The sequence below is a fragment of the Desulfonatronum parangueonense genome, from assembly GCF_054656975.1.
In genome coordinates this window covers 1-12479 of record NZ_BAAHXH010000003.1, presented here as the reverse complement: position 1 = coordinate 12479, position 12479 = coordinate 1, and the positions used below count along the sequence as shown (strand labels likewise).

The 12479-nt window shown below is 54.5% G+C and carries 14 protein-coding genes and 1 tRNA gene; 6 read left to right on the top strand and 9 right to left on the bottom strand.

All coding sequences use genetic code 11. The features are described 5' to 3' along the window. Positions 1-27 precede the first annotated feature (27 nt). A complete protein-coding gene (locus tag ACYQ15_RS00520) occupies positions 28-912 on the top strand; it encodes an amino acid ABC transporter permease (RefSeq protein WP_459935584.1) in 885 nt (294 codons plus the stop codon). A gap of 70 nt (positions 913-982) precedes the next feature. After that, entirely contained in the window at positions 983-1417 is a 435-nt protein-coding gene (gene arfB, locus ACYQ15_RS00515) for an alternative ribosome rescue aminoacyl-tRNA hydrolase ArfB (protein ID WP_459935583.1), read from the top strand. Between the two features lie 34 nt (positions 1418-1451). Here the strand turns inward: arfB and vapC are convergent, their stop codons facing one another. Both vapC and ACYQ15_RS00505 read right to left on the bottom strand, forming a co-directional pair. Continuing rightward, a complete protein-coding gene (gene vapC, locus ACYQ15_RS00510; RefSeq protein WP_459935582.1) occupies positions 1452-1913 on the bottom strand; it encodes a type II toxin-antitoxin system tRNA(fMet)-specific endonuclease VapC in 462 nt (153 codons plus the stop codon). Further along, complete coding sequence (locus ACYQ15_RS00505) at positions 1913-2119, bottom strand: antitoxin (protein ID WP_459939526.1); 207 nt, start codon at positions 2117-2119, stop codon at positions 1913-1915. The genes vapC and ACYQ15_RS00505 overlap by 1 nt, the downstream gene beginning before the upstream one ends. 464 nt (positions 2120-2583) lie before the next feature. On the opposite strand from ACYQ15_RS00505, the gene ACYQ15_RS00500 reads away from it, so the two are divergent. Both ACYQ15_RS00500 and ACYQ15_RS00495 read left to right on the top strand, forming a co-directional pair. After that, positions 2584-3711 carry a metallophosphoesterase gene (locus tag ACYQ15_RS00500; RefSeq protein ID WP_459935581.1) on the top strand — a complete coding sequence of 376 codons (1128 nt, stop codon included), beginning with the start codon at positions 2584-2586 and terminating at the stop codon, positions 3709-3711. Positions 3712-3925: 214 nt separating this feature from the next. Further along, positions 3926-4002: transfer RNA gene (locus ACYQ15_RS00495), tRNA-Met, on the top strand. Positions 4003-4529: 527 nt separating this feature from the next. Here ACYQ15_RS00495 and ACYQ15_RS00490 read toward each other — a convergent pair. The 7 genes from ACYQ15_RS00490 to ACYQ15_RS00460 form a co-directional block, all read right to left on the bottom strand. Beyond that, the gene (locus ACYQ15_RS00490) at positions 4530-4775 is read right to left on the bottom strand and encodes a hypothetical protein (protein WP_459935580.1); all 246 of its coding nucleotides are present in this window, start codon (positions 4773-4775) and stop codon (positions 4530-4532) included. Positions 4776-4830: 55 nt separating this feature from the next. Beyond that, positions 4831-6108 (bottom strand): Y-family DNA polymerase, encoded by a 1278-nt coding sequence (locus ACYQ15_RS00485; protein WP_459935579.1) that lies wholly within the window; start codon positions 6106-6108, stop codon positions 4831-4833. A gap of 2 nt (positions 6109-6110) precedes the next feature. Then, complete coding sequence (locus ACYQ15_RS00480; protein WP_459935528.1) at positions 6111-6791, bottom strand: SOS response-associated peptidase; 681 nt, start codon at positions 6789-6791, stop codon at positions 6111-6113. Positions 6792-7213: 422 nt separating this feature from the next. Beyond that, complete coding sequence (locus ACYQ15_RS00475) at positions 7214-8221, bottom strand: 2-hydroxyacid dehydrogenase (RefSeq protein ID WP_459935527.1); 1008 nt, start codon at positions 8219-8221, stop codon at positions 7214-7216. Positions 8222-8407: 186 nt separating this feature from the next. Next, the gene (locus tag ACYQ15_RS00470) at positions 8408-8746 is read right to left on the bottom strand and encodes a hypothetical protein (protein WP_459935526.1); all 339 of its coding nucleotides are present in this window, start codon (positions 8744-8746) and stop codon (positions 8408-8410) included. Positions 8747-8776: 30 nt separating this feature from the next. Further along, positions 8777-9304, bottom strand: coding sequence for a hypothetical protein (locus tag ACYQ15_RS00465; protein ID WP_459935525.1), 528 nt, complete (start codon positions 9302-9304; stop codon positions 8777-8779). 38 nt (positions 9305-9342) lie between these two features. After that, on the bottom strand, positions 9343-10362 hold the full coding sequence (locus ACYQ15_RS00460) for a helix-turn-helix transcriptional regulator (RefSeq protein ID WP_459935524.1): 1020 nt from the start codon (positions 10360-10362) through the stop codon (positions 9343-9345). A 222-nt stretch (positions 10363-10584) separates the two neighbouring features. Between ACYQ15_RS00460 and ACYQ15_RS00455 the strand changes: the two genes are divergently transcribed. Continuing rightward, positions 10585-11568, top strand: coding sequence for an ARPP-1 family domain-containing protein (locus tag ACYQ15_RS00455; protein ID WP_459935523.1), 984 nt, complete (start codon positions 10585-10587; stop codon positions 11566-11568). Between the two features lie 14 nt (positions 11569-11582). After that, positions 11583-12479, top strand: an 897-nt coding sequence (locus tag ACYQ15_RS00450; protein WP_459935578.1) for a T3SS (YopN, CesT) and YbjN peptide-binding chaperone 1, incomplete at its 3' end; no start/stop codon positions are given.

The window sequence follows — 12479 nt, the reverse complement described above, 5'->3', positions numbered from 1 at the left end:
CCAAACCCCAAAAGCCAACAAACCCAAATGCCCCTGAAAAAGACCCGCTTCACAACCCTCGATGCCGTGCTGATCCTGGCGATCATCGCCTTCGGGATCTTTTTCGCCTGGCGGGTCACGACCACCCTGGAATACCAGTGGCGCTGGCATCTGCTGGCCAACTACCTGCTGCGCTGGGACGAGGCCGCCGGCCGCTGGGTTCCGGGGCTGGTCACCCAGGGGTTGCTGACCACCATTCGCCTGAGCATCTGGACCATGCTTCTGGCCACGCTCATCGGCGTTGTCATGGGGCTGGCCAGGTCGAGCAAGGCCTTGTTTCCGCGCATGGTGGCCTGGACGTACGTGGAGGTGGTGCGCAACATTCCGCCGCTGGTCTTGATCTTCATTTTCTATTTTTTCCTGGCAGACCAGCTGATGTCCTTCCTGGGGGTGGACGCCCTGCTGCGCAACCTTCCGGATTGGGCCAAGGACCTGCTGCCCTGGGTGGCCGTGCCCGTGGACCGGATGCCCAATTTCCTGGCCGCCCTGCTCACCCTGGCCGTCTATGAAGGCGCCTACATCACCGAGCACGTCCGGTCCGGGATCCAGTCCGTGGAACGGGGCCAGCGCGAGGCTGCCTACGCCCTGGGGTTGTCGCCCTGGCAGCAGATGCGCCACGTCATCTTTCCCCAGGCCTTGTCCCGGATCATTCCACCGCTCTCCGGACAATTCATCGCGACCATCAAGGACACGGCCATCGTCTCGGTGATCAGCGTTCAGGAACTGACCTTTCAAGGCCTTGAACTGATGGCCTCCACATATATGACCTTCGAGATCATGATCACCATTACCGCGCTCTACCTGGTGGTGACCCTCACCTTCTCCTCTTTGGCGGGCCTGGTTGAGCGGCGGATGCGCAGAGCCTATGCATAGCGCATGTTGATCATGGAAACGTCAATGCAACTCGTTGCACCATGCACGGCGTGAACTTACAGGAATGATCATGGAACAACATTCCCCCATCTCCCCTGAAGAGCTTGAGCGCTCACCGGACCTGGAGCTGGAATTCATGCGCGCTTCCGGCCCCGGCGGACAGAACGTGAACAAGGTCTCCACGGCCGTGCGTCTGCGGTTTGCCGTTTTCCGCTCTGCCTTGTTGCCCGAAGACGTTCGTCAACGGCTGGTCCGGGTGGCCGGAAGAAGAATGACCGAGGAAGGCGAACTGATCATCGAGGCCCGCCGCTTTCGGACCCAGGAACGCAACCGGGCCGATGCCCTGCAACGGCTGGCCGATCTGATCGCCAAAGCCTGGCATGGGCCCAAACCGCGCCGGCCCACAAAGCCGACCCTAGCCGCACGCCGACGGCGACTGGAGCAGAAGAAGGAACGCAGCAGGGTCAAGAAGACGAGAGGAAAGGTCGGTAGCGAGGATGGATAAGATAATAAGTGAAGATCAGGAATCAGGTTGCAACTCAAGAAGCTGTTCCGGGCCAACGAGGTTTGTCTTCGTGCAGCACTCCTGAACCGCCAATAACAGGAGCTGTCCAATTTTCCACGATCAAATTTGGGATATGCTCGAAATGGCGGATATTGTTCGTCACAAGGACGGCGCTTTGGCTGAGTGCATGCGCGGCAATCATCATGTCCATGTTTCCGCTTGTCCTGCCCTGCTTTTCCAGGATTGCTCGCAAACTTCCATAGGCTTCGGCAGCTTTTTCATCCCAGGAAAAAACGGAAAGCCGGGCCATGAAATCATCAATATCCTCACGAATGCGTTGACCCTGAGGATGTCGGGCGGCTCCATAATGTAATTCGGCGAGAACAATACACGAAATGCAAATTTCTCTGGGATCAACGAGATCGAACCGCGCCTTGACCGGAGCAGGACGGCATTTCAGAATGTAACTGCAGATGTTCGTATCCAGCATCCACATCAAAACATCTCCCTCTGCTGCGGTGGCATGTCATCTCGGTCGCTCAAGAAGTCTTCAGGGACTTTCGAAGGACGCGCAAAAAAATCATCCCAGTTTTCCGGCTTCGGTCGCAAAATGATCCGATCTCCGTCCCGTTCAACGTAGACCTCCTTGCAGGAAAAACGGAACTCGGCCGGCAAACGAACTGCCTGACTTCGGCCATTCATGAATACTTTGGCTGTGTGGCTCATGGACGCCTCCTGATATATGACAGTGATAGATATTTTTACGAAACCAAAAATCAAAATGTCAACCCAACGCGGGCTTTGCCCGCAAACCAGTTATCAGCTATTTGTTATCTGGATTTTCCTGACAACAAATAACTGATAACAATTTCTTGTTGTTTTGACAGGACTTCAGGAGTAAATCACTAATAATGTCCCATGGTTCGGTTTATGTTCAGTAACTGCTCAAAAACTTGTGGGCATTCAACGGGATAAATCCTGGGAGCGCCGCACCCCAGTGCGGCAACGGTGTAACGCACTCAGGGCAAAGTTCCGGCTGGAGCATGGCCCCAGTAGCTTGGTCACGAAACTCCGCGTCGATGGGTATACCTGCACAAGGGAACTTCATCGCCCGGAGTTTTTGAGCAGTACGATGTTCAAAACGCCAATGACCATCCGGAGATGACATGACATTTTTTCTGATTGCGACGTTGGTGTATTTTTCCATGCACCTGCTGGTCTGGGCTAGGGTCGGCGCACAACTGGGTCTTGGATGGCGACCCTGGCTTCTGGGACTGACCGCGGTTCTGGCCCTGACCCTGACGCCGATTCTGGCCTACCAGATTCCCGTTGACTGGCCCCAGCCCCTGGGTCGCACCCTCTGGTGGCTGGTGTTCGTCTGGATGGGATTGATCTTCTACCTGTTCTGGCTCCAGATCCTGGGCTACATCCTGGAAAAACTCGTCGGACTGCTGCCGGATGCGTACACAACCTGGTTCCCCAGGGGCAAACTGCAACTGCGAGCCATCTGGATTCTGGCGGTCCTGATCGTTGGATACGGCCTCTACGCCGCCACGCAATGGGAAGTGCCCCGGATTCCGATCCGGACGCCCCTGGTGGCCGAGGACACCCGCATCGTATTGATCAGCGACACCCATTTCGGCGTGATGACGCGGCAGGCCTGGGTGGAACGGCTGGTGGACTTTGTCCAAAGCCTGGAGCCGGACCTTGTGCTCCTGGCCGGGGATCAGATCAACGATCACCCGGAATGGCTGGAACCCAAGGCCGCGGCAGTGGCTGAACTCGCCCCTCGCCTCGGCGTCTTCGGCGTGCTCGGCAACCATGAAGCCTATGTCGGCCTCCAACCCAGCCGCACATTTCACGACATGGCCAAAATCAGCCTGCTGCGCAACGAGACCCTGATCCTGCCGGATTCCGGCATCCAGCTGATCGGCATCGACGATCCCACCTGGGGCCGCATGGATCGCCAGTTCATGATCCGACACCTGAAAAACCTGGCTCCGGAACTGTCGCCCGACAATTTCCAGATCCTGCTCACCCATCGCCCCTGGGCCTGGGATGAAAAAGCCGTCCCCCTGGGAATCCACCTGATGGTCGCCGGCCATACCCACGGCGGCCAGATTTTTCCCTTTCACTGGTTCGTCCGTCTGCAGCACAAATATATTGCCGGACATTTTCAGCAGGACCAGAGCCATCTGTACGTCACCACCGGCGCCGGCACCTGGGGCCCACCAATGCGCGTCCGCGCGAAGCCGGAGGTGGTGGTTATCGATTTGATCCGGGAGGAGGGGTAAGGGACTTTGATAGGCTATGGGTTATGGGGCGAAAGGGGAGCTAGTTTGGGGTGAGGTTTGCGAATATGCGTCAATGATTCGTTATGCTTTCTCTAATCAAATTAGCAGGTAAGCGATCAATTATCTTGTATCGTTTTTTTCGAGTTCAGGACTTGCCAAATCCGGCTAGATCATATAAACGATCAAATTCTTGTTCGGGAGGCAATCCCTCAAGGGCGAGGTAGCTCAGGTGGTCAGAGCATGCGGCTCATATCCGCAGAGTCGGGGGTTCAAGTCCCTCCCTCGCTACCAAGCAAAATCAAGGGTTTCAGCTGTTTAGCTGAAACCCTTTTTTATTATGGGCCTACTTGTCCAACCCCTGTCCAACCAAAAAAATAAGGGCGTCATTGGTAACTGCTCAAAAAGGCAGGGCGATGAGATTTCCCGTGCAAGGATTCCCACCCGTGCGGTGTTTCGTGATCCAGTTCCTGGGGCCAAGCTCCAGCCGGAACCTGGTCATCAATGCGTTACTCCGTTGCCGCACTGGGGGTGCGGCGCTCCCAGGATTTACACCCTTTGCCGCAAGTTATTGAGCAGTTACCGTCCTTGAACTGGCAAGGGCCACGCAAGACGGATCTCGGCATGAAGCCGGGACAACTCAATTACTGCGCATGAGGCAAGCGATCGCCAAGGCAATCGAGAAGCGAACACTGCCGGCTTCCCGATCTCGCATATCGATCCAACTCCTTCCGGGGGATGATCGTCAGTTGTCCTTTCTTGCCGTCCTGGTTGGCCCAACGAATATTTTGCGCCGAACATGCCCGAGGGACTGATGCGCATCAATGCGCCGTTGGCTTGGCTCTTTCTTGAATGGGTTGTCGCTGAAAGGCGGGTTTGTTTGAGGTTGTGGAATCCTCATTGAGCTTTGACTGGAGCTTCTCAATCAAAGCCTTTTGCTGACCCAATTGGGCTTTCAACTCGATATTCTCTTCGTAAAGCTCATAAACCAAACCCAGCATGGGCCATGGAGTGTACATGACCACCACGGGTGAAGTTTGCTTGACCACATACCGCAAAGCTTTCATGGATTACCACTAAACATGTTTGCCCTTTTGTACAGACACTGTGAGCGATTACCCATTAACTTACCCTCGGCAACTCCTTCCAGTTCGTCGTGTACCTCGGACTCAGGTGGGCCTGACGCATAACCCAGCGCTTTCCCGTGCCTTCCGATCCGAGTCGCATTGTCATTGAGCCCCATTTGGCATTGATCCGGTCCATGGTGTCCATCACCGCCTTGTTCCGTGCGCGTTCTTCCTGGGGCGGGTCAAACAGGTGCAGTCGGCGGCCCTGTTGGCGTTCGGTGCCAAAAACCATCACCCCGGCTTTGCGGTATTCGTAGCCCGGCTTGAAAATCTGCTTCAATGCTTTCAGGGACGCCCGGATAATGTCCGGCGTGTAGCATGAGGACACGGCCAAGGAGACGGTGGCTGCGTTGCTGTACTGGGGCTTGTCGAAACGGAAACGATCCGTCAGCACAAAAACCTGGACCTGTCCAGCTACGCATTCCTGAGCGCGAAGGCGCTCCCCTACTCTAGCCGCATACCCGGAAAGAATCTGCTCAAGCTGCTCCTTGTCCGTGACGGCTTTGGCGAAGGTCCGTGAGCAGACGATGCTCTTGGGTGTAGCCACTGCCTGTTCAAGTGGGATGCATGGGATGCCCTGAAGTTCCAGCAGAGTGTGCATTCCGCAGACAGTCATCCGTTTCCGCACCCAGTCCTTGTCCAGCTTGCTGAATTGCAAGGCATTACGAATGCCAAACTCTCGTAGCTTCTTGCTGTATCGCCGCCCGATGCCCCAGATGTCTTCGACGTCGATTCCGGCCAGAATGCGGTCCGGATCAGGATAATCCACAAGGCTGAAAGCCCCGCCATGCTCCGGCTGCTTTTTGGCCACCCGGTTGGCAACCTTGGCCAGGGTCTTGGTCGGGCCGATGCCGATGGACACCGGGATGCCTGTCCATTGCAGGACAGTAGCCCTGATCTTGCGAGCCAGTTCCAGGGGATGGTCGTGCATCAGGTCCAGGCGCAGGAATGCTTCATCAATGGAATAGATTTCCATGTCCGGCGTGAACCGGGAAACCGTATCCATGACCCGCCGGGACATGTCCCCGTACAGGGCGAAGTTGGAGGAAAACACGTAAACGCCGTGCTTCCTGAACAAGGGTTGGAACTTGAAGGCCGGCGCGCCCATGGGGATGCCCAAGGCTTTTGCTTCGTTGGACCTGGCAATGACGCATCCATCATTATTAGACAGGACCACGATGGGCTTGCCCCGCAGCTTGGGGTTGAACGCCCGCTCGCAGGAAGCGTAGAAATTATTGCAGTCCATCAGGGCGAAGATCTTCGAAGGTGGCATGTTCAGCCTTGAGTGGCATTCTGTTGCAGAACCGGAGCGATGCATTCCGGATCGTTGTTTTTCGGGCTGTTTATCCTGGGGCTAATCGGCATCATCAAGGTGTGCATGGCGTTGAAGGGTTGAAGTAGAGCGTCGATCTGAACCCGAGGATTATCAAGCCATGCTTGATAATCCTCGGGTCTGATGATCACCGGCATTCGGTCATGGATGACCGCCACAGTCTCGTTGGCATTGGTGGTCAGGATGGCGCAGGAGTCGAAAACCTCACCCGTCGCCGGGTTCTTCCAGGACTCCCAGATTCCGGCCATGGAGAATAGTTCCAGGTTCTCGAAGCCAATCAAGTATGGCTGCTTTTTGGTTCCTGACTTCTTCCACTCCAGGAACCCGTTGGCCGGGATTAGGCAACGTCTGTGCTGTATGGCGGAACGAAAAGACGGCTTGTCCCAAACCGTCTCGGACCGGGCATTGATGCACTTCGTAGCTTTGGCCAGATCGCGGGTCCAGGATGGAATCAAGCCCCACTTAAAGCGGGCGAGTCTGCGGCCAGAAGCATCTTGGTGCACCCCCATAACTTCCTGCCCCGGCGCAATGTTGTAGCTTGGCAGGATTGGCTCTCCGAGCGTGGAAAGGCCGTAGTGTTCATGGATGATCAAGGTGACCCACAGGCCAAATCGTCCGCACATATTGCAAGCTGTCTCTTCCAGTGCTTTAGGGCATCTAACTAACCATAATCAAAATATTTTTTTACTTCGCTGAGACTGCGTTTCCCAAACTTTGGCAATCAAAATCCAAGTATGCTCCCAGGACCGCGAACAAAAATCTACAAAGGCATCAAAAGTTTCGGAGTTGAATGCAAACGATTTTCCGGGCGTGATTTGTCCGACAAAATGATGAAAAGGGTGGCTATTTTTAACTTTGCTCATCCAAAAACCCTTTTGCCTGTCAAAACAGCTGAATCAGGGCCTTCTATTGTTGCGTCTGAAGTCTAACCGCCCTTGATAGTCTCATTTATTGTCTGCGTGAAGCGGATGATGGCGATGCCCCACACTGGACTGTGTGGCTTCAAATGGCGTGATTCACCATACCGCAGGGCAGAGCTAAATGATCAACCCTTGACCCGCTCTTGAATAACCAAATGGATATTGTCTCCGCCTGTTTGAAAGGCGGTGATGTTTTCAAGAGTGGTTTCAGCGATGTTGCGCAGGGCCTCTTCGGTGAAGAAACCCTGATGTCCGGTGATCAGGACGTTGGGAAAGGTCAAGAGCCGAGCAAACACATCATCCTGGATCACCTCGTCAGATAGATCCTCGAAAAAGAGGTCTGCTTCCTCTTCATAGACATCCAGGCCCACGCTGCCGATTTTGCCGCTTTTCAGGCCGTTAATAAGCGCCCGGGTATCAACGATGGCTCCCCTGCTGGTATTGATGATCATCACCCCTTTGCGCATTTTGGAAATGGCCTCACCGTTGATCAGATGACGTGTTTGAGGAGTCAGCGGGCAGTGCAGGCTGATAATGTGGGAGCGTTCAAACAACTCATCAAGCTGGACGTATTTCATGCCGAGTGCTTGGCATTCTTCCCTGGGATGGGGAGAATATCCAAGCAGATCACATCCGAAGCCGGACATCAGCCTAGTAAAGATCGACCCAATCTGTCCGGTGCCGATGACGCCCACTGTTTTCCCGTGAATATCAAATCCCAAAAGCCCATCCAGGGCGAAGTTTCTTTCGCGGACGCGGTTATAGGCCTTGTGAATATGCCGGTTCAAAGACAGCACAAGGGCCAATGTATGTTCTGCCACGGCATGAGGTGAATAGGCAGGCACCCTGGCAACTGTAATATTGAATTCCTTCGCCGCCTTCAGGTCGACATGGTTGAATCCGGCGGAACGAAGCGCCAGGAGCTTTACTCCACCTTCAGCCATGCACTGCAGGACGGTTCTGTCCACCGAATCATTGACAAACACGCAGACCGCGTCGAACCCACGGACCAGAGAACAGGTTTCCGAGGTCAGCCGTGTCTCAAAATAGCGCAGTTCATGGCCAGCCTGCTTGTTTGCATCGTCCAGAAATACCTGGTCATACTTTTTGGTGCTGAATACGGCGACGCGCATCACGTACCTCCCGTTTTAGATTCACCGAACGCGGGTGCTTGTATTTTATTCCCAGAGAATGACTTGACACCTTGTTTGTTGAATTTGCTGATGAAGAGGAACTAACCGGCCGGAAGATTTCCGTATCTTGTGCATTCCCAATGGCATCTTTTTGTATCTCGCGCGATCCGGAAAATGCCACGAAAATCATGGCATATCCCGCATAATCCCCAGAAGAAAATCGCTTGTTTCATTGGTGAAATGATCAAGATGCTCCTGGGTCAGCAGCTTGTTCTGGCAAAGGTTGATCAGTGTCATATGCATGGACGACCGTCGCCAGTCGTCGAAACATTTGCTGATTGCCTGATCTGCATTTTTGATTTGCTTGAAGGCCTTGAGATACCGCTCATGCTCCGTCAGTCCCTGTTCCCGCAGAATGCCCATGGTCTCGGCATTGATCCTTCGGCATAATGTCTGAAGAAGGTCATCACGTATCGCAAAGAGATACTTCCAGTCCTGTTCCGGGATTTTCCTTGTCATCTGCATTCAAGCCTTCCCTTTGAATATTCATTAAAACTACCTGTACTGCAAGACATTCAGGCTGCCCTGGATGTTTCTGTCCGGTGACCACTGCGACGACAACCTGGAATAGACCGCAACGCAGACCTCAATGTCCATCATGTAGTTATCGATGGCCGACAACTGGGTCAATATTGACGATCCCCGGAAAACGGACAGAACCAGTTTGGGCAACGCGACGGCGCGGCATTTCTCGTAAAGCATCTTCCGCTGGGCTTCATCGAAACTGTCATACATCTCCAACCGGTCGGATGTCGCGGAATTGTTGAGCGATTTAATCAAATCCACAACTTCCTGATCCTTGACCACATGCACGGCGATCATCAACAGGGCGTCTTCAAGCATGTCTTCTACCGTGGGAATCCAGACAATCTTCCTGTTCCTGGCGCACTGGAAAAGGTTCTGTTCCACCAGCAACCAGGCCGGCCTGCTGTTTTCTGAAAGAAAAAGGTAGTGACTCGGCCCGATGCCGTCGTGATTGGGATGCCCGGAACCGATCAGGATTTGTGCGGTCATTGCGCCCATGAAGAGTTCTCCTGTTTCGACGTCTGATTGTGGACCTGCTACTCGCTTCCCTGTTCCGCCAACGGATATAAGGCATACATTCGCGCGACTTCCTTCATGATATCCTCTTTCACGTCCTTCGGCCTGATCAATTCCGCATGACCGCCGAAGCCCAGTACCCAGGAGACCACCTCGGGTCTGCTCTGGGCGGTGAATTCCAGCACCACTGACCCGTTCTTGCGTTGGGTGCACTTCTGATCCTCGCTCCAGGTGCGTTCCAGAACATAGTTTGCCACCTCGGGGCTGAACCTGACTGTCACGCGGAAAGGGGTTTCGCGCTGGAATCCGAAGTATCCGTCGTTGGCCTGATCCGCATGGTGATCATGTACCCTGATGGTCGGAACGACATCCTTGATCCGATGCACGCACAGGGTCATGGGGTTGACGATTTCCGGCCTGCCCTCGTGTGGTACCTTGAACCCGCTGACATACAAGGCTTCGCGATAGGAAACCATGCGCAAAGGCGCGAAGCTGTGGCATTTCTCCGGTGAAGCTGGTGAGGCCTGGTAAACGACGGTGCAGACAACCTTCTCCCGAATGCACAGGAAGAGCTTTTCAATGGTTTCCTGATGCGGCGTATAATCGATGGAGCCCTTGACCATGGAACGGGCCATGGAGATCAAGGCTTCAGATCGTTCCTGCATGTCCGGCAGCAGAACCGTGGACCGGGCAATGGTGCCCTCGATCTCGTCGCGCAACCCCTTGGGCAAGAGGTGCATGACCATGTCCCGGCACAGCACCAGATGCTGGATCTGTTCCGGCGAAAAGGACACGCAGGGTTTTGTTCGAGGGGCTTTGGCCCGGTACCAGCGCTGCCCGTCGGAGGCGAGCCTGCTTTCAATTTTGACCTCCCTGCTGCGCTCGATGCTTTCCATCATCCGCAGAACGGTCTGCTTGGAGCAATTGAGCATCGTGGCCAACCCGGTCAAGGAATATTCCCTCCCAGTGAACAGCAAGGCCCCGAAGAGGCCAAGAAGCTTCTGGGCCGGCTTTGCGAACTGATCGTGTTTCGGCGGCATGATCCCCCCTTTGTGGTGGCGTGAACATGACCGCTAATCACCCTCAAGTGCAAGCATTTTTTGAGGGTCCAAATCTCTTTTTTTGACCCTCATGCAACATCTTGTCGTTCTGGAATAAAATAATTTTGGTTCCGTTCCTGATTATGGAACAGGGGCAGTGTAAATTTTATCTTCCTCGGAAGTATGGATTCCGTTGATGAACAGAGCCAAAGGGAGAGGGAGATGGAAACGATCAAGAAAAAATTGTCGTCGTTTGAGCTGGGAGATGTTGTTGCATTTCAAGGATTGGCAATGGTTCCGCTCTTCGGCGAATCAACCGACCCTGACTACCTGCTTCTGGAAGAGGCCCTGAAGTCCGGCTGCGCCCATGTGGACGAGGTTTCGGAGTCGGGCAACGTCAACCAACTGCTGTTCGTCAACCACTGCGAACGTCCTGTGCTACTCCTGGATGGTGAGGAGATCCGAGGGGCAAAACAAAACCGCGTGATGAACCTGACCATCCTCGCATCTGCCAAAAGTGAAATGAAAATTCCCGTATCCTGCGTTGAAGCCGGAAGATGGCGACATGACGGGATGGACTTCGCTCCGACCAGACAAATGCATTTTGCCGAAGGCCGCGCGGCCAGAATGTCTCAGGTGTCCGAGAACATCAGGACCAGCCGGTCCAGGCAGGCGGATCAGCGAGATGTGTGGGACAACATCTCCCGAAAGATGGAGCGCATGTCCTTGCATTCCCCTTCCGCGGCCATGGCTGATGCCTATGCGCAATCCGAGGATCTTCTAGAAGGCTATGTGTCAGCGTTGCCTGCAGTTGAAAACCAGGTGGGCGCGGTTTTCGGGATGCATGGCAAGGCAGTCGGTTTGGAATCTTTCGACAGTGCCCAGACCTACGCAAGACTTCATGTAAAGATCGTACGCAGCTTTGCCATTGACGCCCTGGAACGTGGGGCCAAGGACCAAGAGCAGTTTGCCAACGACCAAGCTGCAGCCTTTATCAAGGAGATCATTGAATCGTCCATGGAGGCATTCGATGCCCTGGGGCTTGGTCAGGATGTCCGGATTACAGCCAAGACCGTTAGAGGCGGTATTCTTGTGGCAAATGATCGTGTCCTGCACCTTTGCGCCTTCAGAGCGACTGACGGTGCACGAGGTAATGGCCGCGGCTCCAGGCTGGTCAGGAGTTCCCAAAGAGGTCAAAGGCATTGAGCAAAGGAGGGTTTATGCAACAGCGGCTGGAGAAGAATATTGATGCGGCGCAATGCGTGCCGTCCGTCTGGACGGCTTTTGCCGAAAACCTGGCCCAGGTGCTCGCGGGATTGCAGGAGGACCAGTACCTGATTCTTGAAGCCAAGCGATCCAACCGGTACATCCAGTTCGCCGGCCAAGGCGCGTACGGGCTGCGGATGGAAACTACGAGCAATCACTACCTTTTGAAGTCCGATCAGCTTACGGAACAGCAGATTGCCCTGCTCACGGAAAATGGCTGGAACAGCCCGACAAGAGATCCTCGCGAGTCGTCGCCGGAGGACAATCCGGAAGGCTCACCGAACTTCTTCATCAATCATCCGCTACCTGTAGCATACGAGACGGTAGCAAACCTGACGGTCAGAACCTTTGATACGATTTTGCGGGTGACCCATCCCGGCTGGCTTGAATATGATGCCCTTGATGCAGACAGCAATTCCTTCTCCTTCCCCTCTCTGGGTATAAAACGCAGGATACGTTTAGCGGGCAAGGACCCAAACCAGGTGCGCCAACGATTGCTGGCCTCGGTCCAGGAGTTCACGAATCTCAACGATCTGGCCTTTGATCAGGATGGGGATATCGCAATTCGCGTCGGGACTGCCATCGTCTTTATCCGCTACCAGACCGACCCGCCCATGGTGCGGCTGCATTCACCGCTGGTTCTCGACGTCGAAACCAGTCCAGCCCTGCTGGCCCGCCTCAACGAGTTGAACAAACGCGGGTACCTGCACTTCTTTTTCGACCAAGGCAGAGTCATAGCGGCAGCGGATGTGAATGCAACCCCATTTATTACACAGCATGTCGGCTGGATGTTGAAAACATTCTTCAACATCGTTGATGATGTCGACGACCTTCTTGTCTGCGAGTTTGGA

What these genes read in the sequence shown, in the direction of transcription:
- ACYQ15_RS00455 (WP_459935523.1), top strand. Translation starts at nt 10,585, where the DNA reads ATGGAAACGATCAAGAAAAAATTGTCGTCGTTTGAGCTGGGAGATGTT.
- ACYQ15_RS00520 (WP_459935584.1), top strand. Translation starts at nt 28, where the DNA reads ATGCCCCTGAAAAAGACCCGCTTCACAACCCTCGATGCCGTGCTGATC.
- ACYQ15_RS00465 (WP_459935525.1), bottom strand. Translation starts at nt 9,304, where the DNA reads ATGGGCGCAATGACCGCACAAATCCTGATCGGTTCCGGGCATCCCAAT.
- vapC (WP_459935582.1), bottom strand. Translation starts at nt 1,913, where the DNA reads ATGTGGATGCTGGATACGAACATCTGCAGTTACATTCTGAAATGCCGT.
- arfB (WP_459935583.1), top strand. Translation starts at nt 983, where the DNA reads ATGGAACAACATTCCCCCATCTCCCCTGAAGAGCTTGAGCGCTCACCG.
- ACYQ15_RS00500 (WP_459935581.1), top strand. Translation starts at nt 2,584, where the DNA reads ATGACATTTTTTCTGATTGCGACGTTGGTGTATTTTTCCATGCACCTG.
- ACYQ15_RS00480 (WP_459935528.1), bottom strand. Translation starts at nt 6,791, where the DNA reads ATGTGCGGACGATTTGGCCTGTGGGTCACCTTGATCATCCATGAACAC.
- ACYQ15_RS00490 (WP_459935580.1), bottom strand. Translation starts at nt 4,775, where the DNA reads ATGAAAGCTTTGCGGTATGTGGTCAAGCAAACTTCACCCGTGGTGGTC.
- ACYQ15_RS00470 (WP_459935526.1), bottom strand. Translation starts at nt 8,746, where the DNA reads ATGCAGATGACAAGGAAAATCCCGGAACAGGACTGGAAGTATCTCTTT.
- ACYQ15_RS00485 (WP_459935579.1), bottom strand. Translation starts at nt 6,108, where the DNA reads ATGCCACCTTCGAAGATCTTCGCCCTGATGGACTGCAATAATTTCTAC.
- ACYQ15_RS00460 (WP_459935524.1), bottom strand. Translation starts at nt 10,362, where the DNA reads ATGCCGCCGAAACACGATCAGTTCGCAAAGCCGGCCCAGAAGCTTCTT.
- ACYQ15_RS00475 (WP_459935527.1), bottom strand. Translation starts at nt 8,221, where the DNA reads ATGCGCGTCGCCGTATTCAGCACCAAAAAGTATGACCAGGTATTTCTG.
- ACYQ15_RS00505 (WP_459939526.1), bottom strand. Translation starts at nt 2,119, where the DNA reads ATGAATGGCCGAAGTCAGGCAGTTCGTTTGCCGGCCGAGTTCCGTTTT.